This is a genomic window from Bosea sp. ANAM02 (assembly GCF_011764485.1).
In the GTDB taxonomy this organism is placed as follows: Bacteria; Pseudomonadota; Alphaproteobacteria; order Rhizobiales; family Beijerinckiaceae; genus Allobosea.
This window is the reverse complement of sequence record NZ_AP022848.1, coordinates 2,469,557-2,496,152: the sequence shown is the minus strand read 5'-3', so window position 1 is coordinate 2,496,152 and position 26,596 is coordinate 2,469,557. Positions and strand designations below refer to the sequence as shown.

Annotated in this window: 26 protein-coding genes, 1 tRNA gene and 1 pseudogene; 14 read left to right on the top strand and 14 right to left on the bottom strand. The window is 67.4% G+C overall.

What is annotated here, in order from left to right; all coding sequences use genetic code 11:
• Nucleotides 1-109: 109 nt before the first annotated feature.
• A complete protein-coding gene (locus OCUBac02_RS12085; protein WP_173045866.1) occupies nt 110-1,753 on the top strand; it encodes a D-alanyl-D-alanine carboxypeptidase in 1,644 nt (547 codons plus the stop codon).
• A 59-nt stretch (nt 1,754-1,812) separates the two neighbouring features.
• Here OCUBac02_RS12085 and OCUBac02_RS12080 read toward each other — a convergent pair whose 3' ends face one another.
• Together OCUBac02_RS12080 and OCUBac02_RS12075 are read right to left on the bottom strand one after the other, a co-directional pair.
• Nucleotides 1,813-2,532, bottom strand: coding sequence for a DnaJ domain-containing protein (locus OCUBac02_RS12080; protein ID WP_173045864.1), 720 nt, complete (start codon nt 2,530-2,532; stop codon nt 1,813-1,815).
• Nucleotides 2,529-3,269 carry a VWA domain-containing protein gene (locus OCUBac02_RS12075; protein ID WP_173045862.1) on the bottom strand — a complete coding sequence of 247 codons (741 nt, stop codon included), beginning with the start codon at nt 3,267-3,269 and terminating at the stop codon, nt 2,529-2,531. Before OCUBac02_RS12075 ends, OCUBac02_RS12080 begins: the two co-directional genes overlap by 4 nt.
• 317 nt (nt 3,270-3,586) lie before the next feature.
• On the opposite strand from OCUBac02_RS12075, the gene panC reads away from it, so the two are divergent.
• Entirely contained in the window at nt 3,587-4,435 is an 849-nt protein-coding gene (gene panC / locus OCUBac02_RS12070; RefSeq protein WP_173045860.1) for a pantoate--beta-alanine ligase, read from the top strand.
• Nucleotides 4,436-4,540: 105 nt separating this feature from the next.
• Here the strand turns inward: panC and OCUBac02_RS12065 are convergent, their stop codons facing one another.
• Both OCUBac02_RS12065 and OCUBac02_RS12060 read right to left on the bottom strand, forming a co-directional pair.
• Nucleotides 4,541-4,978: a DUF1489 family protein gene (locus tag OCUBac02_RS12065; protein WP_173045858.1), complete on the bottom strand. Its 438-nt coding sequence runs from the start codon at nt 4,976-4,978 to the stop codon at nt 4,541-4,543.
• Nucleotides 4,979-5,044: 66 nt separating this feature from the next.
• Complete coding sequence (locus tag OCUBac02_RS12060; protein WP_173045856.1) at nt 5,045-5,401, bottom strand: VOC family protein; 357 nt, start codon at nt 5,399-5,401, stop codon at nt 5,045-5,047.
• A gap of 33 nt (nt 5,402-5,434) precedes the next feature.
• On the opposite strand from OCUBac02_RS12060, the gene OCUBac02_RS12055 reads away from it, so the two are divergent.
• On the top strand, nt 5,435-6,202 hold the full coding sequence (locus OCUBac02_RS12055) for an SDR family oxidoreductase (RefSeq protein ID WP_173045854.1): 768 nt from the start codon (nt 5,435-5,437) through the stop codon (nt 6,200-6,202).
• A 253-nt stretch (nt 6,203-6,455) separates the two neighbouring features.
• Here the strand turns inward: OCUBac02_RS12055 and OCUBac02_RS12050 are convergent, their stop codons facing one another.
• Together OCUBac02_RS12050 and OCUBac02_RS12045 are read right to left on the bottom strand one after the other, a co-directional pair.
• Nucleotides 6,456-8,441 carry an acetyl-CoA carboxylase biotin carboxylase subunit gene (locus tag OCUBac02_RS12050; RefSeq protein ID WP_173045852.1) on the bottom strand — a complete coding sequence of 662 codons (1,986 nt, stop codon included), beginning with the start codon at nt 8,439-8,441 and terminating at the stop codon, nt 6,456-6,458.
• A 31-nt stretch (nt 8,442-8,472) separates the two neighbouring features.
• Nucleotides 8,473-9,171 carry a cation efflux transmembrane domain-containing protein gene (locus tag OCUBac02_RS12045; RefSeq protein WP_244638891.1) on the bottom strand — a complete coding sequence of 233 codons (699 nt, stop codon included), beginning with the start codon at nt 9,169-9,171 and terminating at the stop codon, nt 8,473-8,475.
• A 206-nt stretch (nt 9,172-9,377) separates the two neighbouring features.
• Here OCUBac02_RS12045 and OCUBac02_RS12040 point away from each other — a divergent pair, with 206 nt between their 5' ends.
• Nucleotides 9,378-10,781: an alanine/glycine:cation symporter family protein gene (locus tag OCUBac02_RS12040; protein WP_173045850.1), complete on the top strand. Its 1,404-nt coding sequence runs from the start codon at nt 9,378-9,380 to the stop codon at nt 10,779-10,781.
• A gap of 145 nt (nt 10,782-10,926) precedes the next feature.
• Here the strand turns inward: OCUBac02_RS12040 and OCUBac02_RS12035 are convergent, their stop codons facing one another.
• Nucleotides 10,927-11,688, bottom strand: a complete 762-nt coding sequence (locus OCUBac02_RS12035; RefSeq protein ID WP_173045848.1) for an SDR family oxidoreductase — start codon at nt 11,686-11,688, stop codon at nt 10,927-10,929.
• Between the two features lie 153 nt (nt 11,689-11,841).
• Here OCUBac02_RS12035 and OCUBac02_RS12030 point away from each other — a divergent pair, with 153 nt between their 5' ends.
• Complete coding sequence (locus OCUBac02_RS12030; protein WP_244638888.1) at nt 11,842-12,927, top strand: Kelch repeat-containing protein; 1,086 nt, start codon at nt 11,842-11,844, stop codon at nt 12,925-12,927.
• Between the two features lie 116 nt (nt 12,928-13,043).
• Here the strand turns inward: OCUBac02_RS12030 and OCUBac02_RS12025 are convergent, their stop codons facing one another.
• The 3 genes from OCUBac02_RS12025 to lipB form a co-directional block, all read right to left on the bottom strand.
• Nucleotides 13,044-14,651, bottom strand: coding sequence for a carboxyl transferase domain-containing protein (locus OCUBac02_RS12025; protein WP_173045846.1), 1,608 nt, complete (start codon nt 14,649-14,651; stop codon nt 13,044-13,046).
• 112 nt (nt 14,652-14,763) lie between these two features.
• Complete coding sequence (locus OCUBac02_RS12020) at nt 14,764-14,964, bottom strand: hypothetical protein (protein WP_173045844.1); 201 nt, start codon at nt 14,962-14,964, stop codon at nt 14,764-14,766.
• Nucleotides 14,965-15,031: 67 nt separating this feature from the next.
• Nucleotides 15,032-15,736: a lipoyl(octanoyl) transferase LipB gene (gene lipB, locus OCUBac02_RS12015; protein WP_173045843.1), complete on the bottom strand. Its 705-nt coding sequence runs from the start codon at nt 15,734-15,736 to the stop codon at nt 15,032-15,034.
• A gap of 139 nt (nt 15,737-15,875) precedes the next feature.
• Between lipB and OCUBac02_RS12010 the strand changes: the two genes are divergently transcribed.
• The 7 genes and pseudogenes from OCUBac02_RS12010 (at nt 15,876) to OCUBac02_RS11980 (ending at nt 21,727) form a co-directional block, all read left to right on the top strand.
• Complete coding sequence (locus OCUBac02_RS12010; protein ID WP_047582254.1) at nt 15,876-16,145, top strand: FliM/FliN family flagellar motor switch protein; 270 nt, start codon at nt 15,876-15,878, stop codon at nt 16,143-16,145.
• 125 nt (nt 16,146-16,270) lie between these two features.
• Nucleotides 16,271-16,355, top strand: a tRNA-Leu gene (locus tag OCUBac02_RS12005).
• Nucleotides 16,356-16,624: 269 nt separating this feature from the next.
• Nucleotides 16,625-17,398: pseudogene (locus OCUBac02_RS12000) on the top strand (glycoside hydrolase family 25 protein); the annotation flags it as partial.
• A gap of 338 nt (nt 17,399-17,736) precedes the next feature.
• On the top strand, nt 17,737-18,705 hold the full coding sequence (locus OCUBac02_RS11995) for a glycoside hydrolase family 25 protein (protein WP_244639170.1): 969 nt from the start codon (nt 17,737-17,739) through the stop codon (nt 18,703-18,705).
• A 94-nt stretch (nt 18,706-18,799) separates the two neighbouring features.
• On the top strand, nt 18,800-19,792 hold the full coding sequence (locus tag OCUBac02_RS11990; RefSeq protein ID WP_173045837.1) for a CorA family divalent cation transporter: 993 nt from the start codon (nt 18,800-18,802) through the stop codon (nt 19,790-19,792).
• A gap of 118 nt (nt 19,793-19,910) precedes the next feature.
• Nucleotides 19,911-21,083 carry an isovaleryl-CoA dehydrogenase gene (locus OCUBac02_RS11985; protein WP_173045835.1) on the top strand — a complete coding sequence of 391 codons (1,173 nt, stop codon included), beginning with the start codon at nt 19,911-19,913 and terminating at the stop codon, nt 21,081-21,083.
• A 125-nt stretch (nt 21,084-21,208) separates the two neighbouring features.
• Nucleotides 21,209-21,727 carry a gamma-glutamylcyclotransferase family protein gene (locus OCUBac02_RS11980; protein ID WP_173045833.1) on the top strand — a complete coding sequence of 173 codons (519 nt, stop codon included), beginning with the start codon at nt 21,209-21,211 and terminating at the stop codon, nt 21,725-21,727.
• A 121-nt stretch (nt 21,728-21,848) separates the two neighbouring features.
• Here OCUBac02_RS11980 and OCUBac02_RS11975 read toward each other — a convergent pair whose 3' ends face one another.
• The 3 genes from OCUBac02_RS11975 to OCUBac02_RS11965 all read right to left on the bottom strand — a co-directional run bounded on the left by OCUBac02_RS11975 (nt 21,849) and on the right by OCUBac02_RS11965 (nt 24,570).
• Nucleotides 21,849-23,648 (bottom strand): ABC transporter ATP-binding protein, encoded by a 1,800-nt coding sequence (locus OCUBac02_RS11975; RefSeq protein WP_173045831.1) that lies wholly within the window; start codon nt 23,646-23,648, stop codon nt 21,849-21,851.
• Nucleotides 23,649-23,972: 324 nt separating this feature from the next.
• The gene (locus OCUBac02_RS11970) at nt 23,973-24,146 is read right to left on the bottom strand and encodes a hypothetical protein (RefSeq protein WP_156134565.1); all 174 of its coding nucleotides are present in this window, start codon (nt 24,144-24,146) and stop codon (nt 23,973-23,975) included.
• A 10-nt stretch (nt 24,147-24,156) separates the two neighbouring features.
• Nucleotides 24,157-24,570, bottom strand: coding sequence for a rhodanese-like domain-containing protein (locus tag OCUBac02_RS11965; protein ID WP_047575817.1), 414 nt, complete (start codon nt 24,568-24,570; stop codon nt 24,157-24,159).
• Nucleotides 24,571-24,705: 135 nt separating this feature from the next.
• Between OCUBac02_RS11965 and OCUBac02_RS11960 the strand changes: the two genes are divergently transcribed.
• Together OCUBac02_RS11960 and OCUBac02_RS11955 are read left to right on the top strand one after the other, a co-directional pair.
• Nucleotides 24,706-25,398 carry a DUF599 domain-containing protein gene (locus tag OCUBac02_RS11960; protein ID WP_047575820.1) on the top strand — a complete coding sequence of 231 codons (693 nt, stop codon included), beginning with the start codon at nt 24,706-24,708 and terminating at the stop codon, nt 25,396-25,398.
• On the top strand, nt 25,395-25,661 hold the full coding sequence (locus tag OCUBac02_RS11955) for a DUF3253 domain-containing protein (protein WP_173045829.1): 267 nt from the start codon (nt 25,395-25,397) through the stop codon (nt 25,659-25,661). The genes OCUBac02_RS11960 and OCUBac02_RS11955 overlap by 4 nt, the downstream gene beginning before the upstream one ends.
• Here the strand turns inward: OCUBac02_RS11955 and OCUBac02_RS11950 are convergent, their stop codons facing one another.
• Nucleotides 25,662-26,450, bottom strand: a complete 789-nt coding sequence (locus tag OCUBac02_RS11950) for a YdcF family protein (RefSeq protein WP_047582893.1) — start codon at nt 26,448-26,450, stop codon at nt 25,662-25,664.
• Nucleotides 26,451-26,596: the final 146 nt, after the last annotated feature.

Here is a 26,596-nt window from a genome sequence, read left to right as displayed (position 1 = left end):
GTTTTAACGGCTCCGTAACCGCATCCGCCTAACCTCCCTCACTGTGTCCCCTGCGCCACGATGAGCCAGGTGCGGGATCGGCCCAGGTGAGAGAGTTCGAGGCGGGTTCATGTTGTCTGGTTGCGTTGGGTTGCGGCGGTCGCGTCTGCGGGCCGTTGCCGGTCTGATCGGTGTCGTCGCCGTTGCGGCCACGGTCGCCTCCTCCCCCGCCGAGGCGCGCAAGCGCCGGCATCACGCGGGCGGGGGCTATACCCCTCCCTATGCCGCGATGGTGGTCGATGCCAGGACCGGCCGCACCTTGCATGCGGTCAACGAGGATGCCGCGCGCATACCGGCCTCGCTGACCAAGGTCATGACGCTCTACATGCTGTTCGAGCAGATGGAGCGCGGCCGCTTCACCATGGATACCGAGCTCAAGGTCTCGTCCTACGCGGCCTCGCAACCGCCAACCAAGCTCGGCCTGCGCGCCGGCTCGACCATCGCCGTAGAGGACGCGATCAAGAGCATGATCACGCTCTCGGCCAACGATTCCTCCGTCGTGGTCGCCGAGAACATCGCCGGCTCCGAGGACGCTTTCGCCGAGCAGATGACGCGCAAGGCGCGCGCGCTCGGCATGAGCTCGACCCGCTTCTACAACCCGCACGGCCTGCCCCATTCCCCGCCGAACATCACGACGGCGCGCGACCTCACCATCCTCGCCCGCGCGATCCAGGAGCGTTTCCCGAAATACTATCCGCTCTTCTCGATGCGCGCCTTCCAGTACGGCAGCCGCACGATCCGCGGCCATAACCGCCTGCTCGGCAAGGTCGAGGGCGTCGACGGCATCAAGACCGGCTACACCCGCGCCTCCGGCTTCAACCTGATGACCTCCGCCAGATCGGAAGGCCGGCATGTCGTCTCGATCGTGCTCGGCGGCCGTTCCGGCGCCTCGCGCGACAAGATCATGACCGATCTCGTGCTGGCCAGCCTGCCGCGCGCCTCGACCAGCGGCCGCGCCTCGGTGATGGTCGCCGAGGCTCCGGAGCCGGAGGAGCGGCCGCGCTCGCTGCCGGTTCAGCAGGCCGCCGCCGAGCCCGCGCCGATCCCGGTGCCGCGCCCGCGCCAGCAGGTCGAGGAGCAGCCTCTTCCGGCCGCCGCCCGCGCCTATGCTCCGATGCCGACCACCACGCCGATCGCGCCGCCGCGCCCGGTCGCTGTCGCCGGCGGCCAGCCGCTGCAGATCTCCGGCATGCGCCCGGTCGCCGCCACGACGACGCCCTCGGCCATGCGCTGGTCGATCGGTGCCCAGCCGGCCGATGCCAAGGTCCTGCGCCCTCCGGCGAATGTCGACGTCACCTCATCGATCGCCAAGGCGCCCGAGCCCGTCGCCGAGCCGGTGAAGGTGGCCGAGGCGAAGGCCGAGATTCCGGCCGCCCCGGTTGCCCGCAAGGTCGAGCCCGCTCCCGCCAAGGTTCAGGCGCAGGAGCCCGCTCCCGCCATGTCGCATCAGGCCGCGATCGTCGCGTCCGGCAAATGGGTGATCCAGCTCGGCGCCACCGATGACGAAGGCAAGGCCAAGGAAATCCTGGCCCGCGCCAAGGCCAAGGCCTCATCCTCGCTCGCCAGTGCCTCGCCCTTCACCGAGAAGGTCGCCAAGGGCGGTTCCACCCTCTTCCGCGCCCGTTTCGCCGGTTTCGACGACTCCAAGGATGCGCAGAATGCCTGCAACCAGTTGAAGCGCGGCGGCTTCGCCTGCTTCGCCACCCGCGGCTGAGCCTCGGACCAGGGAAAGGAGTTCACGACATGTCGCAGACCCACTCCCCGAGCCCTTCGCTAGCGCTGCTTCAGAAGGACGTCCTTGGCCTGGTTGACGCGAGCGGCAAGGCCGCTGGTGCCCCCGGCATCCGGGTGGATGCGCTTCATCAGGGCCCGGTGGGCTTCGCGGACCGCCTCCTCGCCCGCCCCCGGCTGAAGCCCCAGGATATCGTAGGCCTCCTGCTGCGTCATCGCGCCCGCGCCCGGCGCGCCGCGCTGCCCCGCGTCGCCATCACGCTGAGCGTCTTCACGCCAGCCGGGCGACCGGCGGTCGAGATATGCCTCTAGCAGCCGGGCTCCGTCCGGATCGCGCGTGAGGCAGTCGCGCATCAGCACGGCAAGCTCCGCCATGTCGAGGCTGTCGAGCGCCCGCCCCGCATGGGGACCGGCCGTGACGTGGCCTGCCATCGCGCCGCTATCGTGGTCCAGCTCCATCTCCAGCAGGGCCGACTTGACCTTGGAAGTCGCGCCCGGCGTCGGGCCGGAGCGGTCGGCCCAGGGAAAGCGGATACCGCCCGGCCCGGTCGCGCTCCAGCCGAGCAGCCAGGCGCCGACGCCGCCGAGGAAAATCGCCATATCCATCCGGCCGCGCACCATCAGGAGCCCGGCGATGCCGAGCGCCGCGACACCGCCACCGGTCTTGGCCAGGCGTGCCAGCACTTTGGGGTTGGCTCCGGCGAAGAGCTTCGCCAGCCACCAGACCAGGATGAGCACGGCAACGCCGTAAAGCAGACTCACCGGCGGCCTCCATCCATCGAAGCGATCAGCCCCTTCACCGCAGGGATCGAGCCCGCCAGCCTGAGCATCGCCTCGCGCCCGCCGGCCGCATAGGCGGCAGCCCCGCGAAGGAGATCGAGCAGGGAGGCCGGCGCATTCACGTCGAAACGGGCATGGGCACCGCCGGTCAATCGCGCGATCGTGGCGAAAGCGCCGCTCGCCGCCGGATCATGCCCCTCCTGGAAGACGAAGCCGCGGATGCCGCGCAGGCCGAGCTCGCCGGCGAGCGCCGCGAGCGCATCGACATCCTCCTCCATCGCATCGCCGACATAGACGAAGGCCCGCACCGGCACCGTCTTCGCCTCGTCGCGGACATGGCGCAGCACGCGCGCGATCTGGGTCTGCCCGCCCTCGCAGGCGATCTTGCGCATCAGCCCGGTCAGGCGCGCCGGCTCGCCGACCCAGCCGGAAGCGCGGCACTCACCGATCCCTCTGAAGTAGACGAGCTGCACCGCCAGCCCGCCGCTTTGCGATGTGACGTCGAACATCCGGGCCTGCAGCGAACAGGCGAGGTCCCATGTCGGCTGGCGGCTCATCGTGGCGTCGAGCGCGAAGACCAGTCGCCCCGCCTGCCCTGTCGCCAGGGGCGCGAGCTGCTTCGCCGCACCGAGAAAGCGGTCGATCTCGCCCGGCTGCGACTGCGTCGCCGGCGCGGTCGCACCTGCCTTGCCGACGGCCCGGTCCTTCCTCTCGCTCATCGGTCCCTTCGATCCGCCTGAATCATCCTTTGCCCTGATATTGGCCATGGCGGCGGCATTTGCTACCCGTGCGCCGGGCGGAGACGGCGTGTTCTCCCCGGCCCTCGCCCCGCGTGGCCGGCTGGAAATTCTCCGAGCCCTCATCCTGAGGAGCCGCGAAGCGGCGTCTCGAAGGATGCTCCAGGAGGCTCCCGAACCATCTGGCGCATCCTTCGAGACGCGCTCTGCGAGCGCTCCTCAGGATGAGGGCTGGAGGTTCCAACCGGACACGCGGGATGAGGGCCGAGGAAATCGGCGCGGGTGGGAAAGGCAAAGCGATGGCGGGAATCACGGTTTTCGAGACGGTCGCCGCAATGCGCGAGGCCGTAGCCGGCTGGCACGCCGCTGGCGACAAGGTCGCACTGGTTCCGACCATGGGCGCGCTGCACGAGGGCCATATCGCGCTCGTCAGTGAAGGCCAGCGCCATGCGAGGCGCGTCATCATCACGATCTTCGTCAACCCGACGCAGTTCGCGCCGCATGAGGATTTCAAGAAATACCCGCGCACCTTCGACGACGATTGCGCCAAGCTGGTCGCGGCCGGAGCCGATGCGGTGTTCTTCCCCTCGGTCGCGGAGATGTACCCGGCCGGCTTCGCCACCCGCGTATTGCTGCTCGGCCCGGCCGCCGTCGGGCTGGAGGACCGCTTCCGCCCGACGCATTTCGAAGGCGTCGCGACCATCTGCTGCAAGCTCTTCACGCAGTCGCGCGCAGATTTTGCGATCTTCGGCGAGAAGGACTACCAGCAGCTCAAGGTCGTGACCCGCATGGCCGCCGACCTCGATCTCGGCATCACGATCGTTCCGCTGGCGACGATCCGCGAGGCGGACGGCCTCGCGATGTCCTCGCGCAACCGGTACCTCTCGGCCGAGCATCGGGCGCTTGCGCCGCTGCTCCAGCGCGCGATGCAGGATCTCGCCGCGCGCATCCGCAACCGCGACGACCTGTTCAAGGCGATGGCCGATGCCCAGAACGAAATCATCGGCGCCGGCTTCGAGCTCGACTATCTCGAAGCGCGCCATGCCGAGACCCTGGCGCCGATCGCCTCGCTGGCGGACGGGCCGATCCGGCTGATCCTCGCCGCCCGCATCGGCAGCACGCGGTTGCTCGACAATATCCCGGTGTGAACGCGTCATTCTCCGGCGCAGCGAAGCGAAGACTCGAGATTGTCATGACGAGAAGCCGTTGGTTTCCGAGATACCCGGGTCAAGCCCGAGCGTGACGCCGCTCAGCTAAAGCAGCCCCAGCCCCGCCAGCTCACGCCGCAGCTCCTCCGGCATCTCGCCGATCTCGCCGCCATGCTCGGAGAGGTCGCGCGGCGCGTCCTTGACCTGCAGGTAACGCCAGCCCTGGAAGGGGCGGAACGGGCGCGGCTCGACCGGCACCACGATCGGCTCCATCACCAGATGGCAGCGGCCGATGCCCTCGCCATCGGTGAAGGGGCGGATATCGATCAGGCGCTGGCGCGCCGAGATCTGGCCCTTGATCACCCAGTAGAGCGAGCCGCCATCGAGGATCTCCTCGATCTTCTTCGGCACCATGCGCGTGGTGTGCAACTGCTCGGCCGGCTCGCCGCGGGCGCGCCGCTGAGCCTGGCGCTCGGCTATCCAGTCCTCGAGATCGCTGATCGATTCCGCGCCGACGCAGAGCTTGAGCAGGTGAAGGGGCATGCCCGCAAAATAGGCCTGCGCCAGCCGCCAGACCAGTCTCCGCCACGCTTCTCCACAGCCCGGCTGTCAGCTGTGATGCGCCAGCACATTGACCAGCCGGCCAAACGGATCGCGCAGGAAGAAGCGCCGGACGCCCCAGGGCTCGTCGACCGGGCCGTACACGATCGCATGATCGGCGGCACGCGCCCGATCGAGCACGGCGTCGAGATCGTCGACCTCGATCGAGAGATCGGGCATCGGCGCGCCGGAGCCGCCCTCGCTGGCGAAGCTCAGTTGCGGCGCGGCCGTTACCGCTTCGGCCGCATAGGTCTGAATCCAGCCATGATCCATGACGAGGGTGAGGCCGAAGAGATCGCCATAGAAGGCTTGCGCCAGCTTGGGTTCCGCGGTTGCGATGTTGGCGACGATTCGCTTCACGACCATTCCGACCTCCCGAACCAGACAGGGACGCTTCCCATGCGCGGACTAGCAGGCAAGGTCATTCTCGTCACCGGCTCCTCGACCGGCATCGGCTTTGCGATGGCCGAGCGCCTCGTCGACGAGGGAGCCAAGGTGCTGATCCATGGCCGCGACGCGGCGGAAGTCGATGCGGCCGTCGCGAAGCTCGGCACCGCAACGGCAGGTACGACCGGCGATCTCGCCGAGCCCGCGACCGCGCAGGCCCTCGTCGACGCCACGCTCGCCGCCTTCGGCCGCATCGACGGGCTCGTCAACAATGCCGGCATCTATCCGCGCGGCATCCTGACCGAGACCACCGCCGCCTTTTTCGACCATATATTCGCAATCAACACCCGCGCGCCCCTGCTCTGCGCCGAGGCCGCGATCCGCGCCTTCCGCGCGCAGAAATCGCCCGGCGCCATCGTCACCGTCGGCTCGATCAATGCGTATTGCGGCCTCTCGAACCTCACGGTCTATTCGATGTCGAAGGGCGCGCTGATGACGATGACGCGCAATCTCGCCAACACGCTCGGCCCCGAGCGCATCCGCGCCAACCAGCTCAATGTCGGCTGGACATGGACCGCCAACGAGGACGCGACCCAGCAGCGCGAGGGCCGCAAGCCCGGCTGGCAGAACCATCTCCCCCTGCGCGACGCGCCGACCGGCCGGATCATGCAGCCCGAGGAGATCGCCGCCCACACGGCCTTCTGGCTCTCGGAGGACAGCGCCCCGGTCTCCGGCCAGATCTACGAGGCCGAGCAGTTCCCGGTAATCGGCCGCGGATGAGCGGGAGCCCCGTCCCTGGAATCACACCGTCATTCCGGAGCATCGCGTAGCAATGAGCCCGGAAGCCAGCCCGATGTCGTTTCCGAAAAGAGCGCGGTAGCCTCGCCGTCACACGATATGCGAAACGTACTGGTTCTGAATTCCGAGCTCGGGCCTTCGGCGGCCCCGGAATGACGGCGCCCATTTCCAACCGAAGCCCGCGGCCTTGAATCAAGGTCACAGCAATCGCCCGCAAGCGATTCCGCCGACTCCGTTATTCCTTCAGCACGACCACCTTCGCGCCCTCGGCCACCTGCGCGCCCGGCTCGCCCGCGACTTCGCTGACCGTGCCGTCGCGCGGAGCGGTCAGGACGTGCTCCATCTTCATCGCCTCGACGATGGCGAGGCGCTGGCCCTTGGTCACGGCCTCGCCGGGCGCCACGAAGACCGCGACGAGCTTGCCGTGCATCGGCGCCTTGACCACGCCGCCGGACCCCGCCGCCGCGTCGAGATCGACGCCGAACGGATCGAACAGCGAGACCGCCGTCTGCCGGCCGTGATGCAGCGCGAACCAGGTGCCGCCCTCGCCCTCGGCCAGCGCGATCTCATGCTCGCCCTCGCCGATCTCGTGGCCGGGCAGGCTGACGCGCGCATCCTCGCCATGCCACTCGATCCGCGCCTCGATGCGCTCGCCATCGACCGTCAGCGGCAGGCCCAGCGGCTGGCGCGGCATCAGCGAGAAGGCGTCGGGATCGAGCCAGGGCGAGCGGGATTCGCCCTCGGCCCGGCCGGCCGCCGCGATCATGCCCGCCGCCTGCCGCTCTTCCTCCAGTTGCAGCGCTGCCGCCGCCACCGCGGCTGCATCGAGCGGCTGCGGCTCGGCGCCGAGCGCGCTGATATTGCGGTCGATGAAGCCGGTATCAAACGGCCCCTTCCGGAAGCCTTCCGCCTCGGTCAGCTTCTTCAGGAAGGCGAGATTGGTGCGCGGCCCGGCCACCACCGTCTCGCCCAAAGCTGCGCCGAGCCGGTCGAGCGCTACATCTCTCGTAGGACCATGCGCGATCACCTTGGCGATCATCGGGTCGTAGAACGGCGTCACGGTATCGCCGGCCTCGACGCCGGTATCGATGCGGATGCTCTCTCCTTCCGGGAATTGCAGCGCCCAGAGCTTCCCGGTCGAAGGCAGGAAGCCCTTCTCGGGGTCCTCGGCATAAAGCCGCGCCTCGACGGCATGACCCGTCGCCGTCACATCGGCCTGCGTAAAGCCGAGCGGCTCGCCGGCCGCAACTCTCAACTGCAGCTCGACGAGATCGAGCCCGGTGATCGCCTCCGTCACCGGATGCTCGACCTGAAGACGCGTGTTCATCTCCATGAACCAGAAACCGTCGGCCTTCAGCCCGTCGCGCCCGTCGGCGATAAACTCGACCGTGCCTGCCCCGACATAGCCCACCGCCCTGGCAGCCTCGGTCGCGGCCTTGCCCATCGCGGCGCGGACCTCGTCGCTCATGCCCGGCGCCGGCGCCTCCTCGATCACCTTCTGGTGGCGGCGCTGCAAGGAGCAGTCGCGCTCGTAGAGATGGACGACATTGCCGTGGCTGTCGCCGAAGACCTGGATTTCGACATGGCGCGGCGAAAGCACGTATTTCTCGACCAGCACGCGCGCGTCACCGAAGGCGTTCTGGGCCTCGCGCTGGGCGCTGGTGAGCGCATCGTCGAAATCCTCAGGCCGGTCGACTTTCTTCATGCCCTTGCCGCCGCCGCCGGCGACCGCCTTGATCAGCACGGGGTAGCCGATACGTCGCGCTTCCGAGCGCAGAAAATCGGCGCCCTGCTCGGAGCCGTGATAGCCCGGCACGACCGGAACATCGGCCTTCTCGACCAGCGCCTTGGCGGCGTCCTTCAGGCCCATCGCGCGAATGGCCGAGGCCGGCGGGCCGACGAAGACGATGCCGGCCTCCGCGCAGGCATCGGCGAACTCGGCGTTCTCGGAGAGGAAGCCATAGCCCGGATGAATGCAGGCGGCGCCGGCCTGCTTTGCGACGGCGAGGATCTTGTCGGCGTCGAGATAGCTCTCGCGGGCCGGGGCCGGGCCGATATGATAGGCCTCGTCCGCCATCTGCACGAACAGCGCCTCGGCATCGGCATCCGAATGGACGGCGATGGTGCGCAGGCCCAGCCGCCTGGCGGTGCGGATCACCCGGCAGGCGATCTCGCCGCGATTGGCGATCAGGATGGAGGGCAGCTTGGCGGCGATCGTCATGGCGGCGGCATCCTCAGGAGACGTGCCGCCTTTATAGCCCGCCTGCGGCGTCTGTCTGCGCCTTGTTGCGCAAACCGGTTTGGGATGCTTCCGTTTCCACGCTCCGCCGCAGCGAGCGCCAGATCGCCCAGGTCGCCTGGAAGCAGATGCCGGCGACGACGAGATCGAACAGGTATTCGGGCCAGCGCACCGGCGCGACGCGGGCGGCGAGCCCGACCAGCGCAAAGCCGGTGGTCGAGATTGTGTCGTTGCGGCTCGACAGCCAGGTCGCCTTGATCACCGGGTTCTGCTCGCGCCGGAAACGCCAGAGCGCGGCGACGACGAGGAAGGCGATGACGATGGCGCTCGCCGCGGCAAAGCCGAGCGTCCAGACCTCGATCGGCCGTGGCCGGACGATCTTGTCCCAGAGATCGTAGAGGGTGTGCAATCCGGCGACCGCCATCACCGCGCCGATTACCAGGGCCGCGAGCCGCTCGATCCGCGCGTCGCGGCCGAAGACGATCGCCGCGATCCCGTAGAGCGCGACGTCGTAGACCCAGTCGACGCCGTCCTTGAAGAGCTGCGCATTGCCGATGGCGAGCGCCCAGGCGACGGTCGCCACCGCCTGGATCAGGATACCGAGCGCGATGCCCCAGATGGTCAGCGTATAGGCGCGGGCCACCTGCCGATCCACCGGCGCGAACGGGCCGGGCTCGCCCGTGACCGTCCCTGAACTCTCGCTGCTCGTCACGGGGCGCCCTGCTTCACGCCCGCCAGTCTGGCGCGATCGCACCAAACTGCAAGCCTGCTTCCCAGCGGGGATTCGACATGATTAGCTGGGGAAACGACACGGCCGGAACATGAGCACGGCGGAACCGGCTTTCCGCGAGGGCGGCAGGACCATCAGGAGATCGAAAGCAGAATTTCAGCGCTTTTATTGGAGGAGGAAGAATTGGCATGACCACGATCATTGGTTTCCTCAACACCGTCTTCTGGGGCTATGTGCTGATCTACGGGCTGCTGGCCGTCGGCATCTTCTTCACGCTGCGCCTGAAATTCCTGCAGATCCTGCATTTCCCCGAGCTCTTTCGCTCCGTGCTGAACGCGCCCATCGAGGACAAGAGCGGCATCACCCCGTTCCAGGCGCTCTGCACCAGCCTGGCGTCGCGCGTCGGCACCGGCAATCTCGCGGGCGTCGCGGTCGCGCTGTATCTCGGAGGCCCCGGCGCGATCTTCTGGATGTGGATGGTGGCGCTTGTCGGCATGGCGACAGCCTATTCGGAAAGCACGCTCGCCCAGCTCTACAAGACCCGCGACGAGAACGGGCAATACCGCGGCGGCCCGGCCTTCTACATCGCCAGGGGCTTGAACGCGCCCTGGGCGGCGGTGCTGTTCTCGCTCTGCCTGATCCTGGTCTTCGGCCTCGTCTTCAATGCCGTGCAGGCGAACTCGATCGCCGACGCGATGCAGGGGGCATTCGGCTTCAACAAGCTCTATGTCGGCATCGCGCTCGCGGTCATCTCGGGGATCGTGATCTTCGGCGGCATCAGCACGATCGCGCGCGTCGCCGAATATGTCGTCCCGTTCATGGCCGCCGCCTATCTGCTCGTCTCGATCTACGTGCTGGTGACGCATCTGACGGAAGTGCCCGCGATGATCGCGCTGATCGTCAAGAGCGCCTTCGGCCTGGAGGCTGCGGGCGGGGGCATCGCCGCGGCGATGCTCAACGGCGTCAAGCGCGGCCTGTTCTCCAACGAGGCCGGCATGGGCTCTGCACCCAACATCGCCGCCGTCGCCACGCCGAACCCGCATCACCCGTCATCCCAGGGCTTCGTGCAGGCATTGGGCGTCTTCATCGACACGATCCTGATCTGCACCGCGACGGCGGTGATGATCCTGCTCTCGCAGAAGCTCGTTCCGGGCTCCGGCGTCACCGGCACCCCGCTCACCCAGGAGGCGATGAGCGCGCATATCGGCGAAGCCGGCCGCTATTTCATCGCCATCGCGATCTTCTTCTTCGCCTTCACCTCGATCATCGGCAACTACGCCTATGCCGAGAACGCGATGACCTATCTCGGCGCCAACGGCACGACCGGCCTCGCCATCCTCAGGCTCGGCGCGCTGGTGATGGTGATCTGGGGTGCCTATGAAAGCGTCGCCACCGTGTTCGACGCGGCCGATGCGGTGATGGGCCTGATGGCGACGATCAACCTGATCGCGATCGTGCTGCTTTCCGGAACGGTGACGAAGCTGACGGCGGACTATCTCGCTCAGCGCAGATCCGGCGTGCCGCGTTTCGACGCCGGCCAGTACCCGGAGCTGAGCGGCAAGATCGACCGCGACATCTGGGGCACGAAGTAACGGATCTGCGCCGGCGTCCCGCGACGGGGACGCCGGCTTTTGCTTAGAGTATCGGACTGAATATCGTATTCAGTCCGATACTCTAGCTCTTTGATCTTGCATCGGCTTTTCCCGAAAACCGCGTTCCACTTTTCGGGCCGATGCTCTAGCCACGACCGACGAACGGAGCCTTGGTCGCCATAACCGTGACGAAGAGCACATTGGCCTCGGGCGGCAGGCCGGCCATATGGAGCACGGTCGTCGCGACGTTCTCCACATCCATCACCGGCTCGACCTTGATCGAGCCGTCCGCCTGCGGCACGCCGGTCGTCATCCTGCGCGCCATCTCGGTCAGCGCATTGCCGATATCGACCTGGCCGACGGCGATGTCGTATTTGCGCCCGTCGAGCGCGGCCGTCTTGGTCAGACCCGAGATCGCATGCTTGGTCGCGGTATAGGCGACGGAATTCGGCCGCGGCGCATGGGCCGAGATCGAGCCGTTATTGATGATGCGCCCGCCCTGCGGCTGCTGCTCCTTCATCGCCTTGAAGGCGGCCTGCGTGCAGAGGAACGGTCCGGTCAGGTTGGTGTCGACCACCTTCTGCCAATCCTCCAGCGAGAGATCCTCCAGCAGGATGCCGCCCGGCGCATTGACGCCGGCATTGTTGAAGAGAACGTCGACCCGGCCGAAGGCGTCTTTCGTCCTGGCGAACAGGTTCTCGACCGAGGCCTTGTCGGTGACGTCGGTCGGCACCGCCAGCGCCCGGTCCTTCTCGACGCCGGAGAGCTGGATCGTCTCCTCGAGCGCATCCGCGCGGCGGCCGGCCAGTACGGTGCGATAGCCGTCCTTCAGGAAGGCGATGGCGACCGAGCGCCCCACGCCCGAGCCGGCGCCGGTGATGATCGCGACCTTGTTATGTCCCGCCATGCGTTTCCCCGTATTTCCCTAGACCTAAATCGTTTGAGATAGCGCCCGACCATAACGGGCGAAACCGCCGAGGGGAACCATCAGGCAGCGGGCACCCCATGCGCTTGCCGCCCGCCGGACCTGCCTTATCCTTGTAGTAGGGAGGACGTCGCGATGACCAGCCTGAACCGCCGCCATCTGCTTGCGGCCGGCGCAGCCGCACTCGCAAGCCCGGCGCTTGCCCAGCAGCAGGGCCACGAACATCACGGCCCGCAATACGAGCGCCTGAACCAGCCGGGCCGGATCGAGAGACCGCCGCTCGCCGCGACGCAGAACGTCTTCGATTCGCCGGCCCCGAAAGCAGCTTCCCCCGGCCGCTGGAGCGCCAAGGCGCCGCTGCCGTTGCCGCGCTCGGAAATGGCCTGGGCGACGTCCTTCGAGGACCGGATGCATGTCGTCGGCGGCTATGGCGAGCAACGCACCGACCGGGCCTACCACCATGTCTATGACGGCAAGGCCGACACATGGAACGATGGTGCGCCGCTGCCCCAGGGCGCCAACCATGTCGGCGTCGCCTTTCTCGACGGCAGGCTTTTCGCCATCGGCGGCTTCCTCGAACAGAACCGCAAGCCGCATCCGCGCTGCTTCACCTATGATCCCAGGGCCGATCGCTGGACCGAGATCGCCGCCCTGCCCCGCGCTGCCGGCTCGACCGCCGTGGTCGGCCTCGGCGGCGTGCTGCATGTCATCGGCGGCGCCGTCGGCGAGACCACCGAGACCAAGCGCTCGATCGACTGGCATCTGGTCTACGATCCCAAGGCCGACCGCTGGAGCGAGCGCAGACCGCTACCGACCGCCCGCGACCACACCGGAACGCTCGCCATCGGCAGCCTGATCCATGTCATCGGCGGGCGCGTCGATTCCTTCCACACCAACTCGAACCTGCACCATTCCTACGATCCGGCTGCGGATAAATGGACAATGCGAACCCCGGCGCCGACCGGCCGCTCCGGCCATGGCGCGGTGCTCTATCGCGGCAAGGTCTTCGTCATGGGCGGCGAAGGCACCAACCGCGTCTTCGGCCAGATGGAGGCCTATGACCCCGCCACCGACGGCTGGGAGCAATACGCGCCGATGCTGACGCCACGCCACGGGCTGGGTGCAGCCCTCGTCGGCGACGCGGTCCATGTCGCGGGCGGCGGTCCGGTCATGGGCGGGGGCGTGCAGAGCGCGGTGCACGAGGCGTTCTCGCTGGGGTGAGGCGCCCGTTCGCCATCATGCTCGGGCTTGACCCGAGCATCTCGGAAACCAGAGCCCTCTCGCCCTGAGATTCTCGGGTCGCCCTGCGGTCGCCCGAGAATGACACGCGGATGCTCTCACATCCGGAACACGCCGAACTTCGTCTCCGGCACCTCGGCATTGAGCGTCGCGGAGAAGGCCAGCGCCAGCACGCGGCGCGTTTCCGAGGGCAGGATGATGCCGTCATCCCAGAGCCGCGCCGTCGCAAAGTAGGGCGAACCTTCTTCTTCATAACGGTTGCGGATCGGCGCCTTGAAGGCTTCCTCGTCGGCTGCCGGCCAGCTTTTGCCCTCGGCCTCGATATTGTCGCGGCGCACCGTCGCCAGCACGCTGGCCGCCTGCTCTCCACCCATCACCGAGATCCGCGAATTCGGCCAGGTGAACAGGAAGCGCGGCGAATAGGCTCGCCCGCACATGCCGTAATTGCCGGCGCCGAACGAGCCGCCGACCAGCACCGTGATCTTCGGCACCCGCGCCGAGGCCACCGCCGTGACGAGCTTCGCGCCGTCCTTGGCGATGCCGCGCGTCTCGACATCGCGGCCGACCATGAAGCCGGTGATGTTCTGCAGGAAGAGCAGCGGAATCCGCCGCTGGCAACACAATTCGATGAAATGCGCGCCCTTCAGCGCGCTCTCCGAGAATAGGATGCCGTTATTGGCGATGATGCCGACCGGGATGCCGTGGATACGGGCGAACCCCGTGACCAGCGTCGTGCCGTAGAGCTTCTTGAACTCGTCGAACTCCGAGCCGTCGACGAGGCGCGCGATCACCTCGCGGATGTCGTACTGCTTCTTGAGGTCGGTCGGCACGACCGCCTCCAGCTCGGCCGGGTCATAGAGCGGCTCGACCGGCTCGGCGATGTCGATATCCGGGCGCTTGACGCTGTTGAGGTTGCCGGCGATCCGCCGGGCGATGGCGAGCGCATGGGTATCGTCGCCGGCATAATGATCCGCGACGCCCGAGAGACGCGCATGGACATCGGCGCCGCCCAGGTCCTCGGCCGAGACGACCTCGCCGGTCGCGGCCTTCACCAGCGGCGGGCCGCCTAGGAAGATCGTGCCCTGCTTCCGGACGATCACCGTCTCGTCCGACATCGCCGGGACATAGGCGCCGCCGGCGGTGCAGGAGCCCATCACCACCGCGACCTGCGGAATGCCCTCGGCCGAGAGCGTCGCCTGGTTGTAGAAGATGCGGCCGAAATGCTCGCGATCGGGGAAGACCTCGGTCTGGTGCGGCAGGTTCGCACCGCCGGAATCGACGAGGTAGATGCAGGGCAAGCGGTTCTCGCGCGCGATCTCCTGCGCCCGCAGATGCTTCTTCACCGTCATCGGATAATAGGTGCCGCCTTTGATCGTCGCATCGTTGCAAACGATCATGCATTCGCGACCGGCGACGCGGCCGATGCCGGCGATCATGCCGGCGGCATGGACATCGCCTTCATACATGCCGAAGGCGGCGAGCGAGCCGATCTCGAGGAAGGCGGAGCCCGGATCGGTCAGGCGCAGCACGCGCTCGCGGGGCAGAAGCTTGCCGCGCGCCGTGTGGCGCTCGCGGGACTTGGCATTGCCGCCGAGCGCGGCGGTGGCGCGATGCTGCTGGAGTTCGTCGCGCAATCCGGCCCAGGCTTCGGCATTGGCGCGCGTCTCGGCCGAATTCAGATCGACCTTGCTCTCGATGACAGGCACGGGCGCGCTCCTCGGTAACAATCGCTGCCGAGTTTATGGCGCGCCGCGTCGAAAACGCCAACCGGCGCGGACGCACGGACGCGGCCGTGCGAATCCGCGCCGCTGGAGCGGCTCATTCCTGCATCTTGTTGATCGAGCCGGTGACCGACGGCGCCGCGACTGCGCCGATCGCGCCGCCGGCGATGGCCCCGATCGGCCCGCCGACAAGGGCGCCGGCTCCCGCGCCGGCCGCAGCGCCGGCGATACGCTGGTCGGTCGTGTTGCAGGCCGCCAGCAGCAGGGCGAGGCCGCCCGCCAGAAAAACGCTTCGCATGGTCATCCCCATCTTCAGCCCAACCCCAAGGGCAAAAATGGCGGCGCCATGGCTAACGGCCGGTAAATCAGGCTTGGACGGTCGGGCCGAACACGCGCTCGAACGCCTCGCGCAACACCGAATCGACCTCCGGCATCGTCACCGGCAGGCCGAGATCGACCAGCGAGGTAACCCCGTGTTGGCTGACGCCGCAGGGCACGATCCCGTCGAAATGCGTCAGGTCCGGCTCGACATTCAGCGAGATGCCGTGGAACGAGACCCAGCGCCGGACGCGGATGCCGATCGCGGCGATCTTGTCCTCGGTGTCGGCACCCTTGGTGGGCCGGCGCACCCAGACGCCGACACGGTCCTCCCGTCGCTCGCCGCGCACGTTGAAATCGTCGAGCGCGCCGATCAGCCAGCCTTCCAGCGCGGCGACGAAGCGGCGCAGATCCGGCTGGCGCCGCTTCAGGTCGATCATGACATAGGCCACGCGCTGGCCCGGGCCGTGATAGGTGAACTGCCCACCCCGCCCGGAGCGGAACACCGGGAATCGCTCGGGAGCGATCAGGTCCTCGTCGCGGGCCGAGGTGCCGGCGGTATAGAGCGGCGGATGCTCGACCAGCCAGACGCGCTCGCACGCCACCCCGTCGGCGATCAGCCCGGCACGGGCCTCCATCTCGGCGACGGCCTCGTCATAACCGACGAGCCCTTCGCTCACGACCCATTCGACCGGCTCGGACGTCCCTTCCGGCAGGAAGGAGACAGCCAGTTCCTCACGCATCTTCACCATGGCTTAACCATGTTCCGTCCAAAGTTTCCGGGCTGGCGACAACATCCGGCACGGCCCTCGCAACGCCTCTTGCGCCCAAAACCGGCAGGCAGGCAAGTTTCGCTGGTCCAATTCTGAAGTAGGGTTCCGGAGACAGAACTTGAAGGCCGATCTCGATCTCGTCCCGGTGGAACTCACGGTGGTGCTCGGCCAGACCGAGATGCCGATCTACAAGCTGCTGCGCCTGGGCCGCGGCGCGATCATCGAACTCAACACCAGCGAGACCGACGAGGTCCAGATTCTCGCCAACAACCACCCCTTCGCCAAGGGAATCGTCGTGGTCAGCGGCGCACGCATCTCGGTCGAGATCACCCAGATGCTGAAGCGCCCGACGATCTACACCCTGCAGACCGTCGCCGAAGCCGCCTGAACCGGCCGATCTGGGGAAAAATCGCGCTTCTGCGTTTTTCCTTGATGACGCTCTTGTGGCGGCGGATTCGATTTGCTAGATCGGCGCCGCTCCCTGGTTGCACCGCCCGCAACCGGAACAGAGCTGCGGTCGTGGCGGAATTGGTAGACGCACTACCTTGAGGTGGTAGCGGGGAGACCCGTGGAGGTTCGAGTCCTCTCGACCGCACCAAATTCGGATGAAAATCCAGCGAAAGGCGACCCAGCGGGTCGCCTTTCGCGTTTCCGGACTTCGTCACGCCGTCATGCTCGGGCTTGCCCCGAGCATCTCATGCCGGAAGAGGCTCCTGAGCTTACCTTGCCGAAGATTCTCGGGTCTACGCTGCGCTCCGCCCGAGAATGACGCTAGCCGATTCCGCGCCGCCACCGATCGGGCTGACAGGCGGCAGAACTTTGGTAACGTAAACCGGCCATCAAGCATTCCCGGCAATTCTGCTCGACATGAACGCTCGCCGCATGCCCCGTTTCCGTGCTCTCCCCCTTCTGGCCATCGCTGCTTTCGTGGCGCTCGGCGGCTGCGTGGCGCTCGACAGCTATCCGTCGAAGGGCGATGCCCGCCCGCATCCGGGCGTCGCGGCGGCCCACAAATACCCGGTCCACGGCATCGACATCTCGCGCTGGCAGGGCGAGATCGACTGGAGCGCCGTCAAGGCGGCCGGCACCCGCTTCGTCTACATGAAGGCGACCGAAGGCGGCGACCATGTCGATCCGAACTTCCGCCGCAACTGGGAGGGCGCACGCCGCGCCGGCGTCCCGCGCGGCGCCTACCATTTCGTCTTCTGGTGCCGCCCGGCCCATGAGCAGGCGGTCTGGTTCAAGCAGCAGATCCCGAACGATCCCGACGCACTGCCGCCCGTGCTCGACGTCGAATGGAACGGCCATTCGCGGACCTGCTCGCGCAAGATCGACGCCCAGCTTGCCCGCGAGAAGATCGCGCTCATGCTGACCGAGCTCGAGCAGCTCACCGGCAAGAAGCCGGTGATCTATACCGACATCACCTTCCACCGCGAGGTATTGGAGGGGCAGTTCAACGATTACCCGTACTGGATCCGCTCGACCGCAGCGCTGCCGGAGGCGCGCTACAGCAACCGCCCCTGGGCTTTCTGGCAGTTCACCACCACCGGGCGGGTACCCGGCATCAAGGGCGATGTCGACCGCAATGCCTTCTTCGGCAGCGAAAGCCAGTTCGCCGGCTGGCTGCGCGGCGAATACGATATCGGCACGCGGCGCTGGAACCGGCAGGAGGCACCGGCACAGCCTGCCCCGATCCAGCAGGCGCCGCTGCCTGCGCCCGCCATGCCCCCTGCGCCGTCTGCCCCCGAGCCGCAGGAGCCAAGCGACGTGCCGATGGCGCGCATCCCCGGCAGCGTGCCGGCCGTCGCCTCGACCATGCGGGCCATGGACAATCAGGTCGAGCCCGTCGTCCTCGATTGAGCGAGGGCCTGAATCCGGCCGGTTAACCAAGGCTGAAATTCATTCCTCGACTGCGCTGCAATTCTAACCGGCGCTTAACCACGCTCCCCGCATCTGGACCTCTGATGCGGGAGAAACACATGCCGGCGCGCAAGCTGACCAGCGGACGGATCGGGCTGAACGCCCTCGCCTTCGCGACCCTGATGATAGGTCTCGTCGAGCCGGCGCAGGCGCTTTATCCGAAGAAGGGCGACAGCGCCCCCCATCACGGCGTCCGCGATGCGCGGCGCAAGGCGATCCAGGGCATCGACGTCTCCCGCTGGCAGGGCGAGATCGACTGGGCTCGCGTCAAGGATGCCGGCACGCGCTTCGCCTTCATCAAGGCGACCGAGGGCGGCGACCATCTCGATCCGAATTTCAGGCGCAACTGGGCCGAGGCGAAGAAGCATGGCGTCGCCCGCGGCGCCTATCACTTCGTCTGGTGGTGCCGTTCGGCCAAGGAGCAGGTCCGCTGGTTCAAGAAGCATATCCCGCGCGATCCCGACGCCTTGCCGCCGGTGCTCGATGTCGAATGGCAGAACGGCTCGCAATGCACCCGCAGGATCTCGAAGGAGCTGGCGCTCGCCAAGATCAACGAGATGCTGAAGGGCCTGCGCGAACATACCGGCAAGAAGCCGATCATCTATACCGACATCAATTTCCACGAGGATGTGCTGGAGGGCGAGCTCAACGACCATCCCTTCTGGCTGCGCTCGACGGCGGCTCCGCTGGCGAAGCGCTACGAGCGCGACCGCTGGGAGTTCTGGCAGTTCACCACGACCGGCCGCGTGCCGGGCATCACCGGGGATGTCGACCGCAACGCCTTCTTCGGCAGCGAGCGCGAGTTCGACGCCTGGCGCCACGGACGCTTCGACATCGGCTCGCGCAAATGGCATGGCGGAGAGCCGAAGGTGGCGATGCGCACGCCGCCGGCCACGCCTGCCGGCCTGCGCGCCCCCAGGGCGGCCGGCGGCGCCAGGCTCAAATTCGCGCCTCCGGGTCGCATCCCGAACGCACGCACGGCCGATAACCGTCGCGCCGACGTGACCGGCTCGATCGGGCGGGACTGACATAGCTTTGCCGGCTGTCACGCCCCTGTCATATCGACGGCGCCCTTAGGCCCCGCGCCGCCGGAGATGTCCGTGGCGACAGCGGACATCCGGCATGCTCAGCGATCTCCAGTCCCAATCCGGCATCATCTGGGCCTATCGCTTCGACGCGGACGGAAAGCCCACCCGTATCCCGCGCGACGAGATGCCGGACCTCGCGCCGGCCGAGGGTTTCATCTGGCTTCATCTCGACCTCGTCCACACGCGGGCCCAGAGCTGGATCGCCGGGCAGGACCTGCCGGACGCGACGCAGGAAGCCTTCCTCTCGCATGAGCCGCATCAGCGGCTCGACCATTCCGCCAATCTTGCCTGGGGCGTCTCGCACGACCTGATCCGCGACATCGCGGACAAGTCCGAGGATGTCGGCGCGCTGCGCTGGATCATCGGCGAGCAGTTCCTGCTGACCGGGCGACGCGAGGCGCTGCATTCGATCCGCATGACCGCGGAAGCGCTCGACCGCGGCGAGCCGGCCGCCAGCCCGGCCGGGCTCTTCGAGCAGATCATCGAATACATCATCGACGACGTCACCGATGCGGTGGTGCGTCTGGTCGACGAGACCGACAGTGTCGAGGACCATATCCTGCTCGACCGCCTGCATGACGGCCCGCAGCGCGTCGGATCGGTCCGGCGCACGGCGGTGCGGCTGCATCGCCAGCTCAGCGGCCTGCATGTCCTGTTCCGGCGCTTCGCGGAGACGCAATCGGGCCGCAGCGCGCCCGATGCCGTGAAGGCAGCGGCGACACGGCTGCTCCAGCGCGTCGACGGCCTGCATCACGATGTCCAGTCGGTGCAGGATCGGGCCAGATTGCTGCAGGACGAGATCGCCGCCCGTTCCGCCAGCCGCACCAATCGGCAGCTTTACGTGCTCTCGCTGCTGACGGCGCTCTTCCTACCCGCGACCTTCATCACCGGCCTGTTCGGCATCAATGTGAAGGGCCTGCCCTGGGTCGAATCGGATGCCGGCGCGGTCTTCGTGGCGCTGACCTGCCTCGTCGCCGCGCTGCTGACCCTCGTCCTGCTCCGGCGCCGGGGCGTGATCGGAAACTGAGACGCATCGACGCCAAGATGCGCCGGGCGTCACTGCGCACTGACGCTCTCGGCGCGGACCGCTATAAGCGAAGGTCAAGGGAGCCCCGCTCCCCAACGATGTTCCGGGAGGATCCGCCATGCTCGCCAACGCGCCGCGCCCGTTCAATTTCGACCTCGGCGAGACCGCCGACGCGATCCGCGACACCGTCCACGCCTTCGCGCAGGAGAAGATCGCCCCACGCGCCGAGGAGATCGACAGGACCAACCAGTTCCCGCGCGATCTCTGGCCGGAGATGGGTGCGCTCGGCCTGCACGGCATGACGGTCGAGGAGGAATATGGCGGCACCGGCCTCGGCTATCTCGAGCATTGCATCGCGGTCGAGGAGGTCTCGCGCGCGTCGGCCTCGGTCGGCCTGTCCTACGGCGCCCACTCGAATCTCTGCGTCAACCAGATCCGCCGCAACGGCAACGAGGCGCAGAAGCGCAAATACCTGCCGGGCCTGATCTCCGGCGAGCATGTCGGCGCGCTGGCCATGTCGGAACCGGGCTCGGGCTCCGACGTCGTCTCGATGCGCACCCGCGCCGACAGGAAGGGCGACCGCTACGTCCTCAACGGCAACAAGATGTGGATCACCAACGGCCCGATCGCCGAGACGCTGGTGGTCTACGCCAAGACCGACCCGGAGGCCGGCCCGCGCGGCATCACAGCCTTCCTGATCGAGAAGGGCATGAAGGGTTTCTCGACCCATCAGAAGCTCGACAAGCTCGGCATGCGCGGTTCCGACACCTGCGAACTCGTCTTCCAGGATTGCGAGGTCCCGGAGGAGAACGTGCTGGGCCAGGTCGGGCGCGGCGTCAACGTGCTGATGTCCGGCCTCGACTACGAGCGCGTCGTGCTGGCGGCCGGCCCCCTCGGCATCATGCAGGCGGCGCTCGACGTGGTCATGCCCTATGTCCACGAGCGCAAGCAGTTCGGCCAGTCGATCGGCGAGTTCCAGCTCGTCCAGGGCAAGGTCGCCGACATGTATGTCGCGATGAATTCCTGCCGGGCCTATGTCTATGCCGTCGCCAAGGCCTGCGACCGCGGCGAGACCACCCGCGAGGACGCGGCCGGCGCGATCCTGATCGCGGCCGAGAAGGCGACGCAGGTCGCGCTCGACGCGATCCAGCTCCTCGGTGGCAACGGCTATATCAATGATTACCCGACAGGCCGCCTGCTGCGCGACGCCAAGCTCTACGAGATCGGCGCCGGCACCAGCGAGATCAGGCGCATGCTGATCGGCCGGGAGCTGTTCAACAAGACGAAGTGAGGCGCAGCACGGCGTCATGCTCGCCCTTGTGGCGAGCATCCACGTCTTGACCCAGGCCCTCGAAACGCGAAGACGTGGATGGTCGGGACAAGCCCGACCATGACGGAAAGCGTGCGACCCCAGCCATGCCCCTTTACTTCGCCTACGGCCTCAACATGGACCCGGCCGGGATGGCCGAGCGCTGCCCGAAGGCGCAGCCGCTCGGCCCGGCCCGCCTGCCGCGCCACCGCTTCATCGTCACGCGCGACGGCTATGCCTCGGTGATCCGCGATCCCCGCGAGGAGGTCCATGGCGTGCTCTGGGACTGCTCGCTCAGCGACATGCGCGTCCTCGACAAGTTCGAGGAACTGGCCAGCGGACTCTATGTGAAGATCAGCCAGCCGGTGATCGTGCCGGGCGGCGCCAAGCGTGCGCTGATCTATATCGGCCGCTCCGGCGATCCCGGGCGGCCGAAGCCAGGCTACATGGAAACAGTCATCGCCGGCGCAAAACATTTCGGCCTGCCAGAGACTTACGTTGCCGGCTTGAATCGATTTCTGACCAAGCCGACTCTCGATCTGAAGGCCTTGAATCAGGACGAGAACGCGCCGCTGCCGCCCGGCCCGGTGAGGGGCGTGCGGCCGAGAGCGCTGGCGCCGAAATAGATCCTCGCCGTCATGCTCGCCCTTGTGGCGAGCATCCACCTCTTGCCCCACCCCTCGAAAGGCGAAGACGTGGATGGTCGGGACAAGCCCGACCATGACGTTGCGGGTCGGCCAGCGGCGCCTACGCCGCCAGCCCCTTGGCCAGCTCGCTGACCTGCTTCTCGAACAGCGCGCGATAGGCGCCGTCCGGACGGGTCAGCAGGGCCTCGTGCGGGCCCTCCTCGATCACCCGGCCGCGATCGAAGACCAGGATTCGGTCCATGGCCCTGACCGTCGAGAGACGATGCGCGATCACGATCGTCGTGCGGCCTTCCATCAGGCGCTCGATCGCCTGCTGGATCAGCGCCTCCGATTCCGAATCGAGGCTCGAAGTCGCCTCGTCCAGGATCAGGATCGGCGCATCGGCCAGGAAGGCGCGGGCCAGCGCGACACGCTGGCGCTCGCCGCCCGAGAGCTTGATGCCGCGCTCGCCCACGAGCGTGGCGTAGCCCTTGGGCAGGCGCATGATGAACTCATGCGCATTGGCGAGCTTCGCCGCCTGCTCGACCTGCGCCAGGCTCGCGCCCGGCCGGCCATAGGCGATGTTCTCCGCCAGTGAGCGGTGGAACAGCACCGGCTCCTGCTGCACGATCGCGATCTGCTGGCGCAGGGACGCCTGCGTGACGCCGGCGATATCCTGCCCGTCGATCGCGATGCGGCCCCCGGTGACGTCGTAGAGACGCTGCACCAGCTTGACGAAGGTCGTCTTGCCGGAGCCCGAGCGGCCGACCAGGCCGACCTTCTCACCGCCACGGATGGCCAGCGAGAAATCGCGGTAGAGCGGATCGTGATGGCCTCCATAGTGGAAGGTCACGTCCTCGAAGGTGATCTCGCCCGCGGTCACGCCCATATCCACCGCGCCCTTTCGGTCCGGGACGCCATAGGGAAGGTCGTGCATCCAGACGAGCTCCTCCATGTCGTTGACCGAGCGCTGCAGATTGTGGACGTGCTGGCCGACATCGCGCAGATAGCCATGCACCACCGCATAGGCCGTCAGCACGAAGGCGACGTCGCCGGGAGAAGCCTGCCCGTTCGCCCAGAGCCAGATCACGAGCCCGATCACCGCCGCGCGCAGCGCCAGCAGCACGACGTTCTGGCCGGTGCCCGACCAGGTGCCGCGCAACCAGGCGCGCCGCGTCCGCAGGCTCCACTTGGAGACGACCGTCGCCAGCCGCAGATCCTCGCGGGCCTCGCCGCCATAAGCCTTCACCACCGGGTTGCAGGTGATGGCATCGGCCAGCGCACCGCCCAGGCGCGTATCCCAAGCGTTGCCGAGCCGTGCCGCCGGCGCGACGAAGCGCAGCGAGAGCGCCAGCGTCAGCCCGATATAGACGAGCGCGCCCAGCGCGACGACGAGGCCCATCGCCGGCCAGTGCCAGGCCAGCACCGCCGTCATGCCGAGCAGGATGACCAGCGAGGGCAGAAGTGCGATCAGGACCGTGTCGGTCAGCAGGTCGAGCGCCCACATGCCGCGCGTGATCTTGCGCACCGTCGAGCCCGCGAAGTTGTTCGCGTGCCAGTCGGTCGAGAAGCGCTGCAGGCGCGCGAAAGCCTCCTGCGAGACGTCGCTCATCGTGCGCAGCGTCATCACGGTCAACCCGACAAAGGCGAAATGCCGCCCGAGCACCATGATGGCGGCGAGCACCATCATTGCGCCGAGCGCCCAGAGCGCCGCCTCCGTACCGCCCGCACCGGCACCGCCCGACACCGCATCGACGAGGCGACCGGCATAGACCGGCGTGAACAGCTCGGCGAGCGTGGCGGCGATGGTGACGCCGGCCACCCAGGCGACCTGCGCCGGCTGGCGCGCCCAATGCTTGAACGTGAAGCCGAGAACGGCCCGGAACGGCTCGCGCCGCCCGGTTTGAGTATCGTGAGACATAGCGTCATTCGGCGCCGAGACGGCCGCCGACTCCGAAATCATGCGAAGACGACGGCGCGCGCCGGCTTCGGCAATGAAAGATAGAAGTTGGAAAAAGGCTCAGGAGACTGCCCGGAGGCGGGCCTCGTGCGAGACCGGCCTAGTGCCGGGTTGGTCGCATGGGAGTGGCTGCGGTGTTGATGAATGTCATTCAGCCCTCCCTTTCTTGAGTTGGAGCCAAGGCGAGGAAAGATGCCTGATGTTTAAGCAGCGCGCAAGCCTGCCTCTCATGCAATGGCTGCACGAGGCGTCTTCGTCCAATTCAAGGCAGGGTTGTGCGCCAGCTCACCAGAACAGCGCCACGAGCCGAACCGCGATCACCAGCAGGAATGCGGCGATGATCGTGCCCAGCACCTGCTGGCGCTTGGCATGGTTGGGCCAGCGCCGCGCGAGCAGCCTGCCCAGCGGCTTGCGGAACACGAAAGCCGCGACCAGCAGAACGATGACGTAATGGGACAAGCTGCGAGCCTCAGCCCTTCTTCTCAGCCGAGGCCGTATCGATCGGCGCGCCGGCCTTCTTCCACGCGCTGAACCCGCCCGCCACATGCGCAACCGGCTTCAGCCCCATCTCCTGCGCGGCCTGCGCGGCCAGGGCCGAGCGCCAGCCACCGCCGCAGAAGAACACGAAACGCTTGTCCTGGCTGAAGACCGGCTTGGCATAGGGGCTTTCCGGGTCGATCCAGAACTCCAGCATGCCGCGCGGACAGTGGAAGGCGCCGGGCATCCGCCCTTCCCGCTCCAGCTCGCGCGGGTCGCGCAGGTCGACGAAGACCACGCCGTCGCTGCCGTGCAGCGCCTGCGCCTGCTCGACCGACAGGGTCTCGATCAGGCTCTCGGCCTCCGCGACCAATGCCTTGTAGCCCTTGGTTATGGTCTGCGGCATGGCGAACGCCCTCTCCGATTCCGGCCGCACCGTGGCCGCTCCCCGCCGCAGCGTCAATGCCATCGGGCTTGTCGCCCGTACGGCTTCGTCACAAGCTGCTTGCCACTCCGGCTCCCGAAATGGCAGAGCGGCAGCATGCTCGGCTTCAGCAATCTGGACCTCATCGCGCTCGCGTTCTTCGCGACCTCCTGGGTCGGCTATCACTATGCCGTCGAACTCGGCCCGCATGCCGCCAGGACGCTGAACATGCGGATGAACCTGCGCCGCGCCCGCTGGATCCGCGAGGCAGCGGGGCGCGAGGTCCGGATCGTCGACACGCAGGTCATGGGCGGATTGCAGAACGGCACCGCCTTCTTCGCCTCGACCTCGCTGATCGCGATCGGCGGCACGCTCACCCTGCTGAACTCGACCGAGCGCGTGGTCGCGATCTTCAGCGACCTGCCCTTCGTGCCGGTGACGCTGCGCTCGGTCTGGGAGATGAAGGTGATCGGCCTCACCGGCGTCTTCGGCTATGCCTTCTTCAAGTTCGCCTGGGCCTACCGGCTGTTCAACTACTGCGTCATCCTCCTCGGCGCCTTGCCGCCCTTCGACAGCAAGGACGAGAAGGCGATGGCGCACGCCGTGCACGAAACCGTCGAGATGAATATCGCCGCCGGCCGGCATTTCAACCGCGGCCAGCGCGCCTTCTTCTTCGCGCTCGCCTATCTCGGCTGGTTCCTCGGCCCGATCACCTTCATCGGCTTCACCGGCGCGGTCCTAATCGCGATGTATCGCCGCCAATATGCCTCCGACGCCGCCCGCGTCTTCACCTATCCGAGTGGACCATGACCACCGAACACGAGGCGATCGAGAGCATGATCCTCGATCTGCTCGCGAAGCGCGAGGCGGGCCTGACGATCTCACCGATGGATGTCGCCCGCCGCCTCGGCGGCGACCATCCGGACGGCTGGGGGCCCTTGATGCAGCCGGTGCGGCGCGCCGCCGTGAAGCTGATGAAGGAGGGCCGGCTCGTCATCACCCGCAAGGGCCGGCCGGTCGATCCCGACGATTTCCGCGGCGTCTATCGGCTGGTGTTGCCGGCAGCGTCTTGACTACGGCGCCGGGAAGAGCTCGTCCGTATAGCCCGCGAGCCGGTAGGCAACGAGGCCGACCCATTCCTTGAAGCCGTTATCGGCGATTTCGAGCGCGCGCGGGGCACGGCTATAGGGCCGGATGAAATCGCCGGGCTCGCCGCTCGACCAGAAATCGACCGGGAAGGCCTCCACTGCGAAGCCGGCCTTGCGGAAGACGCCGATCGAGCGCGGCATGTGCCAGGCCGAGGTCACCAGCAGCCAGCGCTCGCCGGGCTTGGGATCGACGAGCCTGCGGGTAAAGGCAGCGTTCTCGCGCGTGTTGCGCGACTTGTCCTCCAGGATGAGCCGGGCGGGGTCGAGCCCGAGCCCTTCGAACAGCAGCTTCGCGCCGTCCGCCTCGGTGACGGTCGCTTCCGAGATCAAATTGGCGGCGCCGCCGGTGAAGACGATTTTCGCCTGCGGATGCAGGCGTGCCAGTTCCACCGCCTTGGTCATGCGCGCCGCCGAGGAATTCATCGCGACATCGCCGCGCGCCATGCCGACGGCGCCACCCAGCACGACGATCCCGGTCACCGGTCCCTTGCGGGCATCCTGCTGCGGAAAACGATCCTCCAGCGGCCTGAGCACGATGCGCGGCAGCGGGCTGAAGGCCATCAGGCCGAGAGCGATCAGCGCCATCAGCCCGATCCAGCGCGCCGGCCGGGCGAAGCGCGTGAAGGCGAGCAAGGCCGAAAGCCCCGCGAGCAGGATCGCGAAATTGACCGGCGACAGGACGAACCAGACGACCTTTGAGAGAACGAAGAACATCGAGGCTCGCAAGCACAGGGCGGGACGGCGATTGGCTCGCTTTAGCCGAGATCGTGATTTGATGACATCGGCACGACGGTTTTGTCGCCGTCATTCTCGGGCGCAGCGAAGCGCAGACCCGAGAATCTCAGGCGAGAAGGGACGTC